11 protein-coding genes and 1 pseudogene are annotated in these 17,651 nt (G+C 69.7%); 5 read left to right on the top strand and 7 right to left on the bottom strand.

Going from position 1 to position 17,651, the window contains the following annotated elements; genetic code table 11:
• Positions 1-699: 699 nt before the first annotated feature.
• The 3 genes from AB0D10_RS32050 to AB0D10_RS32040 are packed head-to-tail and all read left to right on the top strand — an operon-like array spanning position 700 to position 3,850.
• Entirely contained in the window at positions 700-1,803 is a 1,104-nt protein-coding gene (locus AB0D10_RS32050) for a bifunctional DNA primase/polymerase (protein WP_360262466.1), read from the top strand.
• Positions 1,800-3,449 (top strand): phage/plasmid primase, P4 family, encoded by a 1,650-nt coding sequence (locus AB0D10_RS32045; RefSeq protein ID WP_360262465.1) that lies wholly within the window; start codon positions 1,800-1,802, stop codon positions 3,447-3,449. The genes AB0D10_RS32050 and AB0D10_RS32045 overlap by 4 nt, the downstream gene beginning before the upstream one ends.
• Positions 3,446-3,850 (top strand): DUF6009 family protein, encoded by a 405-nt coding sequence (locus AB0D10_RS32040; protein WP_360262464.1) that lies wholly within the window; start codon positions 3,446-3,448, stop codon positions 3,848-3,850. Before AB0D10_RS32045 ends, AB0D10_RS32040 begins: the two co-directional genes overlap by 4 nt.
• Positions 3,851-3,958: 108 nt before the next feature.
• On the opposite strand, the gene AB0D10_RS32035 is transcribed toward AB0D10_RS32040, so the two are convergent.
• The 3 genes from AB0D10_RS32035 to AB0D10_RS32025 all read right to left on the bottom strand — a co-directional run bounded on the left by AB0D10_RS32035 (position 3,959) and on the right by AB0D10_RS32025 (position 6,031).
• The gene (locus AB0D10_RS32035) at positions 3,959-4,237 is read right to left on the bottom strand and encodes a hypothetical protein (RefSeq protein WP_360262463.1); all 279 of its coding nucleotides are present in this window, start codon (positions 4,235-4,237) and stop codon (positions 3,959-3,961) included.
• Positions 4,238-4,648: 411 nt separating this feature from the next.
• Positions 4,649-4,810 (bottom strand): hypothetical protein, encoded by a 162-nt coding sequence (locus AB0D10_RS32030; protein ID WP_360262462.1) that lies wholly within the window; start codon positions 4,808-4,810, stop codon positions 4,649-4,651.
• A 681-nt stretch (positions 4,811-5,491) separates the two neighbouring features.
• Complete coding sequence (locus tag AB0D10_RS32025) at positions 5,492-6,031, bottom strand: HAD domain-containing protein (protein WP_360262506.1); 540 nt, start codon at positions 6,029-6,031, stop codon at positions 5,492-5,494.
• Between the two features lie 306 nt (positions 6,032-6,337).
• On the opposite strand from AB0D10_RS32025, the gene AB0D10_RS32020 reads away from it, so the two are divergent.
• Positions 6,338-6,772 carry a hypothetical protein gene (locus tag AB0D10_RS32020; RefSeq protein ID WP_360262461.1) on the top strand — a complete coding sequence of 145 codons (435 nt, stop codon included), beginning with the start codon at positions 6,338-6,340 and terminating at the stop codon, positions 6,770-6,772.
• 41 nt (positions 6,773-6,813) lie between these two features.
• Here the strand turns inward: AB0D10_RS32020 and AB0D10_RS32015 are convergent, their stop codons facing one another.
• From AB0D10_RS32015 to AB0D10_RS32005, 3 genes and pseudogenes are all read right to left on the bottom strand, one after another.
• The gene (locus AB0D10_RS32015) at positions 6,814-7,524 is read right to left on the bottom strand and encodes a DUF6193 family natural product biosynthesis protein (RefSeq protein WP_360262460.1); all 711 of its coding nucleotides are present in this window, start codon (positions 7,522-7,524) and stop codon (positions 6,814-6,816) included.
• Between the two features lie 178 nt (positions 7,525-7,702).
• Positions 7,703-8,062, bottom strand: a pseudogene (locus tag AB0D10_RS32010) (transposase); the annotation flags it as partial.
• Between the two features lie 1,183 nt (positions 8,063-9,245).
• Positions 9,246-9,809, bottom strand: a complete 564-nt coding sequence (locus AB0D10_RS32005) for a GNAT family N-acetyltransferase (protein ID WP_360262459.1) — start codon at positions 9,807-9,809, stop codon at positions 9,246-9,248.
• 2,348 nt (positions 9,810-12,157) lie between these two features.
• On the opposite strand from AB0D10_RS32005, the gene AB0D10_RS32000 reads away from it, so the two are divergent.
• Positions 12,158-12,793, top strand: coding sequence for a hypothetical protein (locus tag AB0D10_RS32000; RefSeq protein WP_360262458.1), 636 nt, complete (start codon positions 12,158-12,160; stop codon positions 12,791-12,793).
• Between the two features lie 1,237 nt (positions 12,794-14,030).
• Here the strand turns inward: AB0D10_RS32000 and AB0D10_RS31995 are convergent.
• The gene (locus tag AB0D10_RS31995) at positions 14,031-17,543 is read right to left on the bottom strand and encodes an NACHT domain-containing protein (RefSeq protein WP_360262457.1); all 3,513 of its coding nucleotides are present in this window, start codon (positions 17,541-17,543) and stop codon (positions 14,031-14,033) included.
• Between the last annotated feature and the right edge of the window lie 108 nt (positions 17,544-17,651).

The following is a 17,651-nucleotide window of genomic DNA, read 5'->3' as shown; positions in this document are numbered from 1 at the left end:
GGAGCTACTGAAGCGACCGAAGCGACTCAAGGAAGGAACTCCTCGGTCCTGCTCGTGCACCGGTAGGGCGGAGGTGCCTCCCGCGGGGGCTCCACCCCGCACCGCTCAGGCAGCTACCGAGCTACCCGAGCTACCGAAGCGACTCAAGCGACCGAAAACCGGACCTTCAGGCTGTCCTGACACGCGCGACACGCCGAGCGACCGGGCGAGAGAGACTCGGTCGCTACGGTCGCTGGGCTTCAGTCGCTGGACAAAATCCCAGGTCAGAGGCTGTGTGCCCACCCCCGTAGCGACCGAAGCGACTCAAGGTTGGGTATATGAAGACATTCCCGTGTGCGTGTGCGCGTTATAGACCCGGGCTACAGTCGCTTCAGTCGCTGTTTGGTGGGAAAACCGGTTTTGACCTGCGGAAACGTCAGCGGACCGAAAACAGCGACCGAAGTGACTCGGTCGCTCCCCCAGGGTTGGGTCGCTCAGTTTCCCGGCAAGGGACGCCACTCCGGGTGCGTACGTGCTCGCTCGGATAGTCTGTGTGAGCTATCTTCTGGACTTCAGTCGCTTCAGTCGCTGATCCGGCGCTCACCAGTGCCCTGACCTGGCTTTTTGCCCTCAGCTACTGAACGAGCGACTCAAGCCGGATCAGCTACCGAGCGACTGAAGCAGCTGAAGCAGCTACTGAACCAAGGGGGAGGGACCAGCGTGACGGCGCCGCAGGCCGTGGGGAGCGACCGAACGGGCCGCCAGCCGGACGCGCTGGCTGTCGCTCGCTGGTGTGCCCACCAGGGTTGGCCGGTCCATCCCCTGGCTCCCGGGCGCAAGACACCGCCCGCGAACTGCCAGGACTGTCAGGATTCCCCGCACTCCCCCGGCGAGTGCGCCTGTCCCGGCTTCGGTCGCTGGTGCCACGGCTTCCACGCCGCCACCCTCGACCAGGACGTCATCACCGCGTGGTGGCGGACCAACCCCGACTTCGGCACCGGCGTCGCCTGCGGGCCCGCAGGCCTGGTCGTCATCGACGTCGACAGTCACGCCGGCACCGTCCCCGCCAGGGACCGGATCCTGCCCGGCATCCCGATCCACGAACACGTCGACCTCGAAGGCCTGGAGGACGGCTACCACACGCTCGCCCTGCTCGCCGCGCTCCGTAGCTCCCCCGATCCTGCAGAGGACACCTCCACACTGCGCGTCCGTACCCCCTCCGGCGGCCTGCACATCTGGTACCGGGACGACGACCACCGCCGCTTCACCTGCTCCAGCGGCTCCTCCACCGGACGGGCGCTGGCCTGGCAGGTCGACGTCCGTGCCCACGGCGGCTACATCGTGGCCCCCGGCACCACCACGAGCGCGGGCACCTACACCGCGCTCCCCGGTGCCTGGGCACCGGCCCCGCTCCCCCGGTGGCTCGGCGAGGAACTGGTCCGCACCGGACACCTCAAGGACAAGCCGGAGTCCCAGCCGACCGTCCCGGCTCCCGTGCCGGACCGCGCCCGCCAGGCCGTCGTGGCCGCGGGCGGCGGCAAACGTGGAGCCGAACGGGTCCTGGAGACCGTCCTCCAGGACGTGACCGACTGCGCAACGACGCCGGAGGGCGCCGGCTTCACCGGCAAGCTCAACCGTGCCGCCTACACGGTCGGGGGCCTGGTCTCCGCCGGGCACCTGACCCACACCGCCGCCGAGCAGCTGCTCCTCGATGCCGCTCGCACTGCCCGTCCTGCCCAGGACCGGCACAGCTCCGCCGTCATCCGTTCCGGCCTCGCCGCCGGCGCCCGGCAGCCCCTGCACATCGGGAAGGCCCGCGGATGACCGACAGCACCCGCAAGAGGACGGTCTTCGACCCCGTGGCCGCAGCCCAGCAGATCCTGGAGTACCCGCCGGTTCCCGGTCCCGCGCAGGCCCCCTGGCACGGCGCCGCCGTCCAGGACAGCCTGCTGGACGAACCCGGTGAGGTCTCGCAGGCCCCTGCCCAGCCCGCGCAATCCGCGCAACCCTTCCCCACCGCGTCCGCGCAGACCGCACCGGCGCCCAAAGCCGCCAAGGCCTCGGCCGGTCCGCAGGCCAGTTCCCACGGCCTGCTGCCCGACTCCCTCTCCGACCGCGGCAACGCCAAGCTCTTCGTCCACCTCTACGGGCGCGACTACCGCCACGTCCCCGGCATCGGCTGGTACCGCTGGTCCACCCACCGCTGGCAGCTCGACGAGGACGACACCGTGCTGTGGGCAGCGGGCGAGATGGCCGAGAGCGTGGCCACCCACGACCCGCGCGGTGTCTACACCAACACCGACCTGCGCCGGCATCGCCGCCGCGCCCTGTCCACCTCCGGCATGAACGCCATGCTCGCCCAGGCCAAGTCCGCCCCCGGCATGGTCCTCAACGCCGCCCTCCTCGACGCCGACGCCTACGCCCTCTGCACCCCCGGCGGAGTCGTGGACCTGCGTACCGGCGCCATCGTCCCGCCCGACCCGAAGGTCCACCACCACTCCCGCTCGACCACTCTCGCCCCCGCCCGGATGCCCACCCCGCGCTGGAACCGCTTCCTCACCGACACCTTCGGTGACGACAAGGAAGGCCGCCAGACCCGCGACTTCCTCCACCTGCTGCTCGGCTACTCCATCAGCGGTGACGTCGGTGCCCAGGTCATGCCCTTCCTCTACGGTCAGGGCAAGAACGGCAAGTCCGTCCTCCTCGACGTCATGATCCAGTTGCTCGGGGACTACGCCGACGCGGCCCCGCCCGGCTTCCTCATGGCCAAGACCTTCGACGGCCACCCCACCGACCTCGCCGAACTCCACGGCCGCCGCATCATCGTGTGCTCCGAGCTCAAGCCCGGCGACCGCTTCGACGAGGCCCGGGTCAAGCTGCTCACCGGCGGCGACAAGATCAAGGCCCGCCGGATGCGCCAGGACTTCTTCTCCTTCGAGCCCACCCACAAGCTCTGGCTGCTCGGCAACCACCGCCCAGAGGTCGGCACCGGCGGCTTCGCCTTCTGGCGCCGCATGCGCCTGATCCCGTTCGAACGGGTCGTCCCCGAGGAACGCAAGATCGACAACCTGGCCCACGTCCTCGTCGCTGAGGAGGGCCCCGGTATCCTCGCCTGGCTCATCGACGGCGCCCGGCGCTACTTCGCCGGGGAGAAGGACCTCGCCGGTCCCCAGCGCGTCCAGGTCGCCACCACCGCCTACGCGGAGACCGAGGACCACGTCGGTCGCTTCCTCAAGGAGGCATGCCTCACAGGCGAGGGCATGCGGGCCGAACAATCCCAGCTCTTCGGCGCCTACACCCGCTGGTGCGGCTTCGAAGGAGCCAATCCCGTATCCGGACGTGCCTTCGCCGCACGAGTTCGCGAGACACTGGGTATGACCTCTCCCAAGGAGATGGTCCTGTCCAACAGCCGCAAGTACTACCCGGGCATCGGCCTGATCACCGACGACACAGAGGAGCAGAACGCGTGAGCGCGCTGATCGACCCGGCCGAGCTCGCCCACGAAACCGACCTCGTCTGGCTGGAGGACACCGCCGAGCTGGACTACGTCCGCCAGTCACTGGACCGCCTCACCACCCGCCGCGGCCGCCCCGCGTACCACCGCGACGGCCGGATGGTCGGCTACGCGATCCTCGGCCCCGACGCCAAGTCCTCCCGTGCCTCCGGCACCTTCCGCCGGCGCGTCTTCTGGCTGCTCCCCCACGACCGGGACCAGGACCCGAACGGCCTGTACTCCACCGGCGCCCCCTCGGAGGCCGTCGACCCGCGCACCGTCGCCCCCGGGGTCAAGGGCTACAAGACCGAGCGCTCCGAGGGCGGCCCGGCCTCGCCGGCGATGCTGGAGCTGGGGATAACGCTTCCGAAGGCCTGAGGCCGAAGGCCCCAGGCTGGGGACCTCAGGCCGAGGCCCTGCCCCGCGGGTCGTGGGGCAGGGCCTCGGCCAGGGCACGAAGGGGCACCGGGCGACGAGGGTGTGTTCCTACCGCCCCTCTCGGTGCGGCTCCTCCGAGAGGGGGGCCTGGCCCGCCAAGAGACTCTCCAGGAACTGGCCGTGTCGGGCGGGTGCGTTGCTGCGGGCCTCCAGAGCCCTGGGCTGCGTCCGCAGCACCTGGGTCTTCTCGGTCGGGTCGCTCTGATGGGGCCGGTCGGCCCGACCGGCCCGGTCGGGCCGGGTGCCTCGGTTGGCCCGGGCGGCCCGATCGGCCCGGGCGGCCTGTTCGGAGACCATGACACCGAGGACATCGGCGAGGTCGGTCATCGACTGACGCGGCTCGGCAGGGTCCACACGGACCGCTTCCGGCGTCCGAGCCCGGTCGTTCCCGGAGGCGCGGACATCGGTACCGGTCCGGACAGTCCTCGTGGACTTCGTCGCTCCAGTCGCTGCAGTCGGCGTCGTGGGCGCCGTTGTCAGTGCAATCCCGGTCGGCGTGACCGCGGCCTTGGCCGCCGCTCCGCGCTTCACCGTCGTCACCGCCTCCGACCTTGCAACCCGACCCCGCGCCGCCGTCGCGGGCTTCGCCGCAGAGCGCTCGGCTGCGGACTCCTCGCGCAGACGACTCACCTCCGCCTCCAGCGCCGCCACCCGTGCCCGCAGTTCGTCCAGTTCGCCCATCTTCTCCACTTGCCCAGACCCTCCCCGGCCGTCATCCACGGCCATTGACATGCGGCTTCAGCCTAGCCGGGGGTCCTGGTCGCGCCCGAGGGCGTCCACCGGCTCGGCGACGCGCGCGACGAACCGCCGCATCAGTGAGAACGGAACCGTCTGCTCAGGGGCGACCGAGATGTTCGGAGGGCTCTCCACATCCGGGTCGCGCGCGAAGGCGGTGACCACGACCACCCCCGGGCATCACGGCATCCTCGTGCTCGGTCGCGGCCCAGGAGGCGGGGGTCATGCGCGCCCCACTCGGCTCGAACACCCGTGCTTCGATCGAGTTGACGCGCTGTGCTCGGGTAGACGTCACCCTCCTCCTCCCAGAGCTTCGATGCCATGCCGGCATGCCGCCAAAGCGGCGCGATGGTGCTGCCCCTGGCCCCCTCTGACGCCGTCTCCGATGAGCCCCTTGACGCGCTTCTGACGGAGTGAGGAGCCCGAAGCACAGACGTTCACCGCTCCCGAACCGTCCGGACGGATATCGCCCCACAGCCTCGACTGCCCCGAAGCGTCCGGCCCCGCCTCTACGATCCCCCGGTGACCGATGACGAGATCGTCGAAGCCTGCCGGAGGATCGCCCGGGACCGACAGGCGCCCCCACCCGCTCCGTATGGTGCCGTCGTCCGGGCGGAACGTGTCATCGAATTCGTCTTCCCAGTGGCTGGTGGCCGGAATGAACGGAGAGCTGAGCTTCGTCTGGCCGGATGACGAACCGATGGAGCGCGAGGACTCTGGGCCGGCGTGTCGGTGAGCACGGCGGCTGACGGTCGGGAGAACTGACCCGCACCCGGCAGTGAGGGGCGCGCTGGGCAGCGGTGCTGCTTCAGATCCCCCTGGCTGTCCGAGGTGGGGAGCCGCCCATCAGACCAGCAGTCGTGCCCAGTCCGCCAGAGCCGCGAAGTCGTCCGCCGTCAGTCCGATCGTCGGGTCGATGTGGCGGAGGAGCGCCGGAGCGGGGTGGTGGGCCTGGACCCAGGTGCGGTCCGCGTCCGTGATGTTGTCGTCGACCCAGGCGAACGGGCGGCCTTGAGCCCAGGACACGATCTTCGATGTCTTCCAGAACACGCCGTCATCGGGCTGGGGACGCGGATCCGGCCAGGTGATGACCGGCAGCGTGGGCAGTCCCAAAAGGGGCGCAAGGAAGTCATTGGCCTCCTCCTCCCAGGTCGTCGCCCACACCAGGTCGAACGGCAGGGCAGTGAGCGCCGGTCCGTGAGCCGGGTTCAGCCAGACCCGCAGTGGCTTCGGCGCCTTGTTGGGAAGACCCCAGGCCCGGAGCCTACGGCGCTCGGCCGCCTCCCACTGGGGCGTCATCAGCCGGTGCGTCTCGTAGCCCTCGGGCCGCCGGTGCGGTTTCGCCGCGTTTGGATTCAGTGGCCCGTCGACGTCTATCAGCAGCATGGGCCGCATCAGCTCACCCCCGGAGATCGTCCCCGTACGGTACCGGTCGATCCCTGGCGGGCCGACGGGACTTTCCCGCCGTGTTCATCCGGGGACGGTCACCGCGGCTCTCCCCCGCCCCCGCCGGATGTCGGAACCGATGCGAGGATCCGGGAATCCGGTCTGACGATTTTCCGCAGAAAATTCTGATCCCCGCGAGACCTCGAGCTAGTGCTCTGACCGTTTAGGTTCACCGGGTTGGTAGTCGTGACGAGCCGAGCTTCTAGAGTGAGGCGTCACAGCTCAGCGGCGGGGTGGGGAGGATTCATGGCGGGGGTCGAGGTTCCCGGGCCGGAGTCGGACTGGGAACGCGCGCCGGAGTACCAGGGCGGAAAGCAAAATCCAGCCTTCCAAGCCAGCATGTGGGAGTACGCGGCCAGCTCCTTCCGGCTGGTTGCCGGCCTGTCGCCGTCCCTGGACGTCTTGGCCGCGCGGCTGCGGTTGGACATCGAACGGGGTTGGGAGGACCTGGGCCCGGTGGACGCGGCGATGTTCCGCATCCAGAAGATCGATTTCGCGCTCAGCCGGCTGGAGGGCAGCCCCGCCCCCGATGTCTTCGTCTGGGTCGGCCGCGCTCAGCCTGACGTCGAGGTGGCGCTCGACGTCCTGCTCGATGCTCTCGGTATCGGCAAGGAGGCAATCACCTTCCGCGACAACGGCGAGGGCGGATTCGTCGATGCGCGGAACGTCTCACTGCCCTGAGGGCGGGAAGCTACGCTGCTTCACCGATAGGGCGCGACGCTTTAACGCGCCGGCCCGATCCCCTCCGGCAGGACGGCCACCACGTAGGCGACGGCCTCCTCCGGCGTCTCGAAGCGCGCGAGCAACTCGCTCCGGTTCCGTACCCCGTAGGACCCCTCGTCGTGCGGCCAGATCATGTACCCGACCCGTGTCGTGTTCCATCGCGCCGTGGTACTGGTGGAGAACCAGAGGTTGTGGTGGCTGGTCACCGGCATCAGTTGGCGGAGCACCGGCTGGGCGTACGCGGCCGCCAACAGCGCATGCACGCGCGGGAACCGGTTCATCGGCGGCATGTGGATGCGGTCGAGCTTGAGGCACCACGCCAGCTCGACGGCACCGAGCGGCTCCCGCTCGTGCGCGAGGGCCCAAGGGCGGAAGTCGATGCCCGGGGCCTGTTCCTTGGTGTCCTCGAGCCCCGCTCCGCCGGTCCAGGCCGCAGCCGCCCGGACCACCTCAGCCGGATCGGCGGTCCACCCGCAGGCCAGGCAGTGGCCGTGGCTCTGGAGGTACACCCAGAAGGCCCGACGCTGCTCGTCGGCCGGATGCACCCTCACCCGCCGGCCGAGCCCCGCGTCGACGTACACGGGTATGCCGCCCCATGGTTCGTCCAGCTCAGGCAGGACGACCCCGAGGCCCTCCGCCGCACGCCCCAACATCTCCTGGAGCACCCCGCCGCCCCAGTTGCTCTCGCCGACCCCCACCCCGAAGCTCATCCCGCCAGTATGCCGTCAGAGCGCATCGACGGTCCCAGTCGATCAGGTGCCTCCCGGCTCCGGGCCAGGCGGGTCCGGAGGTTGGCCAGGTGCCCTTCGGCGACCCAGCTGGAGGCGCTCTCGCTGTTCCGGGCCTGGCCGTCCCAGGACGTCGCGGAAGAGTGCTGATCGGAGCAACTCACGCCGCGAGCGCTGGCCTGCCGCCCCAGCGGATGCCTTTCTCGCTGCGGATACGGGCACGCTCCTTGCGCTGGGCGGCGAGTACGTCGGGGCGGCGGGCGTTGGTGTTGCGCCAGCGCAGGTAGGCGTGCAGGGCCCGGGTCTGGACGGTGTGGTTGCGGTGGTTCGAGTTGGCGACGGTGAACTGCCGCAGCGGCCCGAAGTGGGCCTCGATCGGGTTGGCCCAGGAAGCGTAGGTCGGGGTGAAGCACAGCTCGACGCGGTTCTTCCTGGCCCAGCGCCGGATCGTCTCGCCCCTGTGGGCGGACAGGTTGTCCAGGACGACGTAGATCGGGGCGCCGTCCGGGCGGGCCGCGCGGCGGTCAACCTGTGCACACGGACAGGCTCAGCCACCAAAACCCCAACGATCGGACGGACGGACGTCACCGCACATCCAACCGCCACGACCGCCAACCCGGCGAACCAATGCGGTCAGAGCACTAGCCATCGGGTGGTGCCCGCATGGCGGTAGGGGATCACTCGGTTCCCGGCTCGGTTGTGCAGCCATGCCGTGTGGAGCTGCCTGGAGGTCACGGCGGCAGAAGCATCACGATCGCAGTGGAGCGGCGCTCGTACGTTGGCTTTGGGGAACGGCCCAGCAACGCCTGGAGCACCGGCCCTCTTGGCGACGCGCGATGGTGGTCCCTGTCTGCGGCAGTGGGGTTGTTCGTCGCTGTGGCGGTCGGGCAGTGGGGTGGAGAACGGGGTCCTGCAGGGCGCCGGCCGCTTGCCGCTCGAAGGCTCTCGACCGTCGGACAGCGGTAGCGGTATGGGTGAAGGCCTTACCGTGGCCCTCGTTTCACCCGTTGCCGACACGTCGGGCCCGGTCTTGCTTTCCCCGCCGATCTCGCTGGCCAGGCTGATTGTGTCTGCCCCTGCCGGGTGGGTGTGGGATTTTCTGCGGAAAATCGGCTGGGGTGGTGGGACGGGCTGTTGTGATCCGGACGGGATGTTGGTGGGCTGGATTCTGGGCGGTCTCCCCCACAACTGGCCCCGTCCGTCGGTGACGCTTCGTAGGGTCGGTCTCGGCTGGGCTCGGATTTTCCGCAGAAAATTTCGGGGCTCGGAGCGCTGTGGAGAGGCCAGTGGTGTGGATCTTCCATGGCGGGTTGGCGCGACGCCAACTGCTGACGTCGGGCGATGGCGTTCGGCAGGACTGGGATTTTCTGCGGAAAATCGGAGCCGGGGTAGCCGAGGCGTGCTGAGGTGGCGGGTCGCCTCGGTGTGATGCCGGATGCGTTTCTCTCGCCCCGGATGCTGTCCGGTCTCCTTCACCGCGGGTTCCGTCGGGCTGCAACTTGTTCGTGGAGTCGGTCGTGGATGGGCTCCGGATTTTCTGCAGAAAATTTCCGCGCGGATCGCAGTACGTCTCGGCGGATCCGGGTCGGGTCCGAGAGGTCTGTGCGGTGCGTCGGGGGCCGCTCGAAGTTCCAGTGGTTGGCCCGGGCACCGAGGCCGTCGGTTGGATCGAGGAGTGAGGGCTTCCTCGTGACCGCTGGCCGTCACTCGACGGCGGCGCGCAGGTCCCGGATGTACCAGTTGAACCGTGTGCCGTCCCTGCTGTGCGTCTGCCGGCCAGGGATGAATCCTGCCCGCTGAGCCACTGCGGCAGATGCGGGGTTCTCCGGTTCCACCTGGATCACCGCTTCCGTCCCGCTCTCGCTGGCTGCGTACCAGGAGGCCAGGAGGACCGCGCGGGTTGCCAGGCCGCGTCCCCTCCAAGACGGGTAGAGGCCGTACGCGATATTCACCTGACCGGGACGTAGACCTTCCCCGGTGAACCGCAAGTCGATCGTCCCCGCGAGTACCTCGGGGGTGCCGACCCGGATGCCGAACGCGCGGAGTGGACTGGCGGCCTCCCACTGTTCCCGGCAGTGCTGGAAGTACGCTTCAACACCCTCCCGGGTGCTGGGGCCGCCGTTGAGCCAGCGCACGAGTAGCTCATCCTCGCCCGCAAGGTGCGCCTCGACATCGTCCAGGCGCAGTGGGGACAGAGTGACGATTCCATCGGACAGCCTCACTTCATGCATCTGCCGATTCTTGATGTCAGAGCTGTGTTGCACCATCGGGTTTCCGTGGGACGACGTCATGCGGGTCGCCCGCTACAGGACATTGATCTTGGCGTGGTCGATGGTTGGCCCAGCCCCTTCCCGCCCTCTCAAGATCAATTACGGGACAGCCCTTGGCCTGTTCGGCACGTCGTGCGTGGTGGAGATGGCGAGCTTCTGGTTGTTTGATTCTGCCGGGCCGGATGTGCCTGGCCATGTCGGTGGGGCTCGGATTTTCTGCGGAAAATCGGGTGGGGGGTGGTTGGGGGTTTCTGGGGCGGGTCGGAGTGATGCAGGGGTGAGCTGTTGGTGGGCTGGGGTCTGGCCGGTGTCCTTCGGTTGCGGCTCGGTCTGCCGGCAACGGTTCGTGAGGCCGGCCTCGGCAGGGCTCGGATTTTCTGCGGAAAATCGAAGCCGGGGCGGTCGAGGCTTGCTTGTGTGAGGGGGTGGGTCGGCGTGCTGTCGGATGGGTCTCTGGCCCCCCGGATGCTGTCCGGTCTCCCTCACCGCGGGTTCCGTCGGGCTGCAACTTGTTCGTGGAGTCGGTCGTGGATGGGCTCCGGATTTTCTGCAGAAAATTTCCGCGCCGAGCGCACTACGTCTCGGCGGATCCGGGTCGGGTCACAGAGGCCTGTGCGGTGCGTCGGGGGCCGCTCGAAGTTCCAGTGGTTGGCCCGGGCACCGAGGCCGTCGGTTGGATCGAGGAGCAGTTCGTCCGGCACGTCGAGCGCGGTGGAGACGGCCGGCTTCTGATCGGCCAGGCACTCGGAGATGGAGTCCGGCCGGTAGCCGGGAACTGAGGAGCCCGGTCGGTAACCGGGAACTGAGAACCCGCACTCGACCCGGCGTCCTGTACCCACTCCCCCGGCGCCCTTGCAGCTCTTCCGGCATTGACATCGGGCGGGCATCCGATGTGCCGCCTCGGGGAGCTGGCCGTCGTTGACCAGGTGCTGATGACGGACCGGGAGCCATGTGCCGAGTGTGTGCCGCCGTTGGCGTATGCGGGTCGTCGGGTGCAGCGGCTGCGGTTCCAGCATGGGCGGAGGGAGGGCGCGCTTGAGGCGAGGGGCGGAGGACTGGTACTCACGGGACGGGATGGGGTGGATCAGTGAGGCCAGGACGGGGGAGTGCCTTGGACGAGTCGCCGGTGGTGCCGGAGTAGAACGCGGGGGCGTGCATCCGGGGGCAGTCCGATTCGCCGGCGAGTACCGCACGATCGGAGGTGGCGGGGGAGTGGCTTCGGCGCCGAGGGGCCTCACTCTGTCCCGTCGCGGTCTCCTGTCCGCCGAGCCGGAGCCGCAGGAGATGCAGGGCGGGATCCGGATCACCGGTGAGAACGGGCGGCGGTGACCGTGGCGCCGGTGGCCTTGGTGTGGGGGAGGAGACGGTTGGCGGGGTGACGGCTCGGGTCGGGGGTCGGAGGCGTTGAGTAGTCGCTGGGAGGTGACGCCGATCAAGGTGCTGGGGTCTCAGGGGTGTCCTCGTGCAGAGGGGCGGCGGTGAGCCGAACGGCGGTTTCGGAGGGGTGCCGCGCCCGGCGCAGATCAAGCCCTGGTGATCACCTCGGGCGATCCCGCCACGGGCCACCCCCGTGAGTGCGTCCGCGTCCTCGACGCCCTCGACGTCCTCGATCAGGCACCCTGCACACTCGTCGGTCGCTCCGAACCCGGGGTGAACTCATCGGAGACGGCGTTGATCCCCCGGGTCGTCGCCCGCCTCGGCGAGGACGGCGACCACGTTCGCCGAGTAGGGCGCTCTGTTCGTTTCGGCAGAGCCGGTGCGGCGGCAACGCGGACCGCCGGCCCCGGCGCCGGGCCATGGGCTGGAGCAGGGGTGCCGAGCGAAGGCGGCAGCGGGCGACGGCCGCCGTGGTCGGGGAGGGCCGGGACCATCAGAGCCTGCGCGGACTGTGGCGGCAGGGGCGGATTCGTTGCGGGCGATCGGTTCGTTGAGCACCGTGAGGACGGTCTCACCGGTGGGTTCGGCGAGCGGCGCACAGCATGTTCCGGTGCACCCTCTGGGTCGTCGTCGTGCGGTAGGTCCACCTGTCATCCGCTCTTTGGCGCCAGGTGGTCATCCAGCCCCAGCGGGCTGCCGAGCAATTTTCCGCGGAAAATTCGGCGGACTTCAGCGGCCGACCCTTGGCCGACCCTTGGCCGACCCTCGGCCGAGACACGGCCCAGTCCGGCGGCAATCCTGGGCTGTGATGAGCTGCGGCTCTGCCCACTCAGGTGGTGATCGGTGGGCGCGAAATTTTCTGCGGAAAATTCTTGAGCGGGGGCCCGAGCGAGCAGACACGTGGAGCGGCAGCAGCGCCGCCCGGTTCGGTGAGCAGGGCGGAATGTCAGTGCCATCGGGGATGCTCGGTGGCTGATGTCGTCGAACCAGGGGGCCCGCAGATGTCGATCCGTATTGCCAGTCGTCGCCGTGCGATGGAGTCATTGACCGCAGCGTTCCCAGGCGCAGAGATCATCGACGTGACCTCCAAGGCGCCGGATCCGTGGGTGCGGCTGAGCCCGTTCTATCCTCATGGCGGCATCCCGGTTCCCTTCAGCGACGGTGTGACGAGTCAGTCCGTGGAAGGTATCTGGCAGGCACTCAAGGTTTTCCAAGACGCAGACGTCGACCCCGCCAAGCTCGGGGTCACCACCATGAAAGGACTGAAGCGGACGGTTCGTCGATGCGGTCCCGTCCGGGGCCACCGAACCGGTCTGAACGGCGACCGGCTGCTGTCCTACGAATCGGCTCGGCGCCGGATCTACCTGCCGGCCTACCGCTGGATCCTTGAGCACCGAGTGGCCGACTTGGTCGAGCAGATCAGGACCAAGGACGATGTCGTACTCCTCGACTACACCATCAACGGAGATGTCACCGACCCGGCCAGCCCCCTCTCCCACGCGGCGCTCATCCAGCTCCACGTGGAGGGGCGCTGGCCCGATGAGGACGATGAGGACAGCGACGGGTCTCTTTCGGAGGGACCAGCGGTCGAAGGTCGTGAGTGATCCGGGCGTAGGGCCACCGGTTGGGTGGTGGTGCCGGGTGGCCCATAGCCGGCACCAGGACAGGCAGAGCGATGCCTTTGAGGAGCAGGCGCCGTGCCGTGGCGGAGGCGGCTGAGGCTCACCGATTTTCTGCGGAAAATTTCTGGAGGGCATCGGGTATCGGGCCTCGGGTATCGGGTCTCGGCCATCGAGGCCGGGCGTCGGGGGAGTGAGGCCGGGCTGGTGCCCTTCCGGCTGAAGCACTCCGGCGCCCTGTTGGGCCGGCTCTCGGCAGACAGTGGGGGAGTGGTCCGCAAACGGTTGTGACGACCTTGAGCTCCCCCGATTTCTCATTCGAGGGGAGCCTCCCCCCGACAGTGTCGGATTGACCTCGACGGGAGGATTCGCCGCCCCGACTGCATAGAGGGCCATCAGGGCCACCCCGGAATTTGGAAGATCCCTCTGGTGACCGTCACCGTTTGGCGCCCTTCCCCGAGGTCACCGCGTCGGCCGATCTGATCCTCAACCCGTTGACGGTCACTGCCGACCGAAGAGACTCGCCCCGGCCACGACGACTGTGCTGGGAGTCCGGATGTTTCGCCCGGATCCGCTTCACCCCATCCGGCGCTCATGACCCGCTTGCTTCGTCAGCACCCTCTGGCCATCTCCGCAGAACGCGGCTTCAGCGACCGCTCCCCGAGCGACGGCTGACGGCTGACGGCTGACGGCTCATGGCGGACCTGAGCGTCTGCCACGTGATGTCGACGGGCGGAGTCGGTTGGCCCGCTGCCCGTGGCGGGTCGGGACACGGGCAGATCGGCCAGGACATGAATCGGACGGAGGTTCGGCTGACTCGTGTTCCTGGGTCGACCTCGGAAGAGCGTCAGCGCCCTCGACGGGTGGGATTGGCCGACCGAGTAGGCGGAGAGGACAGGATTTCGCCGTTTGGCGTCTTTGCGCTCGGAAGCTTGAACACAAAAAACCCAGTAGACGGCATATAAACAAGTTGGCCATCAGCCACCAGCCGCCCTCGGCTGAGGCGGTCAGACTCGCCGCCACGCACCCGAGCGCCAAGATCGGCCGTGTCGAGACCGAGGGCACCCTCGTCGCCGTCGCCGTCGCCGTCGCCGTCGCACCCCGCGCAGCTTCGCCGACGCCCCCGCCGTCGGAGGCGGGGGCGACCTGGGCACTCGATCCGTCCGGGCCCTCGATCCTCCGTCCGGGTCTCGATGCCGGACCGTCCCGCAGGTGCCGCCGGTCAGGCCGAGGCGGCCAGCCAGGCTTGGAGCTGCCGCAGGACGGCGGCTTCCGCCGGGGCGGGGCGTGCGGCCAGGGCCTCGCGCAACGTCCGGTCGGCTTCGCCGTGCGCTTCCGAGGCGATCAGTGTCTGGAGCGCCTGCCACCGGGTCGAGACGGCGGCACCCGCTGTGCTGCAGATGCGGCACCACAGCGGGACGGCTTCCTCGCGCAGGCCCTCGGCGGCCAGGAGCGAGGCGAGTTCGGCGACCTGGTCGATCGTGGCGAGGGCCGCCGAAGCCCGGTCGAGGATCGTGCGCACGGCCCCGCTGCCGGCCACGGCCACCCAGGACCGGACCACGGCCCGGAGCTCCGGCCTGGTCAGCCCGGGGTCGTCGAGCAGTCGGCGGCCCAGGTCCATGACGGCCGCGTCCTGGCCGTGTTCGACCAGGACGGGCAGGAGGCCGGCGCACAGGGCCGTGCCTCCGTAGGGGCGGTGGTCCAGGGCGTCGAGGATCTCCTCGCAGGCCGACGCTCCGCCGCGCTGCAGCAGGATGCGGGCGGCAGTCACGAACGCCGGGTTGCTGCTGCCGGGCTGGTGGATCAGGCGGTGTGCGAACGGCATGGTGGCCGTAGGGGTCGCTCCGGCGTCGATCAGCAGACGCAGGGCGGACGCGTGGTCCTCGGGCGTCGCGTCGAGCTTCTCCAGCCACTGCAGCATCTCGTCCGCCGAGTCCGGGCCGAGGGCCCTGGCGAGGACCATGAATTCGAGTTGGAGGCTGTACCTCGACCGTGGTGAGGCGTCGAGGCTCATCCGGACCAGTTCGAGTGCCTGGTCGGTGAATCCTTCGAGCAGCAGGGTGTGGGCGATGCTCGGGCGCTCGTCCGCGTTCCAGGGCGAGTGTCCCCGCATGGACCTGACGATGAGGTCGGCTCCGGCCACACCTTCCGCGTCGACCCACGCCGTCACGACGTCGCCGATGTCATCGCTGCTGATCGACTCGTTGAGCAGGCGCTGCGTGAGCGGAGCCGCCTCGTCGGTGAGGCCGAAGCGGAGCAGCGTGAGGATCAGGCCCCTGGTGGTCCAGATCAGGGGGTCCTTCCGGGTACCGATGACCTGGGCGACCTCCTCGGCGGCCCGCAACCCCTCGACGGCGAACCAGAGTTCTCCTGCCCGCTCCAAGCGCTGGTCGTTGTGCTCCGGGCCGGCGAGGACGGACCGGGCGAGTTCCGCGACGCCCTCGGTGACACCCTCCTCCACGAGCAGTTCCCCGGCCGTCAGCCGGTCCCAGGTGGAGGCACGGGGATCGGTGAGCAGTCGCCGCAGCACCTCGGCCCGGAACGGAGCGCCCGAGGGGTCCAGTGCGGCCAGGTGCCGGCAGCACAGGACCACGGTCCCCGGCTCCTCCGTCGATGCCATGCCTTCGAGGACGACGACCCCTTCCCGCAGGGAGGCGACGTTGGCGAGCGCGGCGGCTGCCCCGGTGCGCAGGGCCGCCGGGACACCGGCCTGGCCGGCGATCGCCCGCAGGCGGGCGGCGAGCCGACGGTTCCCGCGCAGCTGGGACAACTCGGCGAGGACCTCGGAGTCGGGCGCGGAGAACCGGGGGTTGCCGTCGTCGGCGAAGTCCAGGAGGCGGTCGATCACCGAACGCTCCAGTGCTTCCCCCAGTGGAACCCCCGCGGTGACCAGGCGCAGCGCCAGGATCCGGTGCGGCAACTCGCCGGCCAGCAGGTGCCGGACGATCACGGCGACGTCGTTGCCGGGTCGACGGGCCCAGAGGGCGGCGGTGAACAGCATGCGGTTGCGCGCGCCGGCGCTCGTCGCGGCAGCGGACCAGCTGCCGAGGTCGGGGAAGTCGGACGGGATCGCGGCGGCCTCGTCCCGGGCGGCCAGGAACTCGGCGAACGACTGGTGGAGGAATGACAGTTCGGTGCCGTCGAAGGACAGCACCCCGCTCTGCGCCAGGAACTGCCCGAGTTCGCCGTCCGACTCCTCAGGCCAGTGCGTCCCGGCCGGGAGGTGGGACGCCAGCCACTGCCGGGCACTGCGGAGGAGGGACGTCGACGGCGATCCGTCGAGGCGGGCCCATGCCAGGTGGGTCACCAGCAGGTCCCGGTTGTCCAGCAGCCAGGACGCCATGTGGCCCCGGTCCCGTTGCTCCCAGCGTCGGACGAACCGTTCCCTGACCTCGGTGTTCCCCTCGCGCGCGGTCCTGAGCTGCTCCAGGAACGCCTCGTACAGGGCGATCCGGCCGCGGGGCAGCGGAGCGTGGGGGTTGCGGCTGCGGTAGGCGGCGGCGATGGTCGCCAGCAGCGGCACCCGGAGCACCTCGTGCAGGCCCGCCTGGTCGACCTCGTCCAGGAACCTGCGGGCGTGCGTGACGGCGTCGTCCATGCCCTGGGCGCGGAACCAGCGTTCCGCGAAGGCGAGTTGTTGGTCGGCGTCGAACCCCTTGAGGGTGTAGAAGCCGACGCCCGGCAGCTCCCCGAAGGGTTCGAGTTCGCCCTGGGGGAGGGGCCGCGAGGTGATCACGAACCGGAAGTGCCCGCCGGGCGTCATCTGCTCGGCGAGCGTCCTCAGGACGTTGTGCCGGACGATCGGTGAGGAGACCTCGTCCAGGCCGTCGACGACGACGAGCCACCGGACGCCGTGCGCGCGGTCGGCGAACCGGTCGTGGTGCACCGGATCGGCGTGGGTGCCGCTCCGGTTGACCGCCTCGCTCAACTGCCGGTACCAGGCCTGCGGCAGGTGGAGGCCCGCCGAGGTGATGCGGACGGCGACCACGGCGCTCGGGTACCACGGCACCGTGTCGTCCTCCCGCAGCCAGTACCTGGCCACCTGCCGCACGAGGTGCTGGCTGAGGGTGGTCTTGCCGGTGCCGGGGCCGCCGGTGATGAAGAGGTGGCCGTGGGCCGACAGGGCCTCGGCCAGGGTGGACGCCGGCCGGGACGGCCGCTGTGGTCCGGCCCGGTACGGCCGCTGTGTCTCGTCCCGGTACGGCCCGTGAGGTTCCTCCCGATCCCCGTTCTGCGCGAGCGGTTGGACGTCCTGCTCCACGTAGATGTCGGACAGCGGCGGTTTGACGACACCGAGCACGTCGTACGGGAACTGCTCAGCCGCCGCAGCCTGACTGCGCAACAGGCCGTCCAGCCACGGATCGGGCAGCGGAACGTCGGTCCAGTCGACGTCCGGGATGCCAGCGGCCCGCGTCCTGTCGCGTCGGGCGAGTTCCCGCCGCTCCAGCTGCCGCCTGGCGCGCTTCCACACGGCGGTGACGGCCTCCGGGGGCTGCCCGAGCGCCGTCGCGAGCTGCCGGGTGGTCGGCAGGCTGCACAGACGGCGGGCGTTGAGGATGTCGTAGACGCTGTCCTTGGGGGGAAGCGCGGGGGCACCGGGCGGGCGCGGGGCGATCCGGAAGGCGTTGACGCTGACGTGCCCGGCGGCCCGGAGCGCCGCGTGGAACCACTCGGCGAGTTCGGACAGTTCCGGCAGCGGCTGCTGATCGGTCTTCCTCGGCCGTCCGTTGGGCATGGGCTCGCTTTCCTCGGGGCTTCGGGGCTCTGGGCTCGGGGCTCTATGGCGCCGGCTCTTCGGGGGTTCTGGGGTTCCAGAGGTCCTGGTGCTCTCGGGTTTCCGCAG

Source organism: Kitasatospora sp. NPDC048545 (assembly GCF_040651155.1).
In the GTDB taxonomy this organism is placed as follows: Bacteria; Actinomycetota; Actinomycetes; order Streptomycetales; family Streptomycetaceae; genus Kitasatospora.
This window is presented reverse-complemented; position numbering and strand designations above follow the sequence as displayed.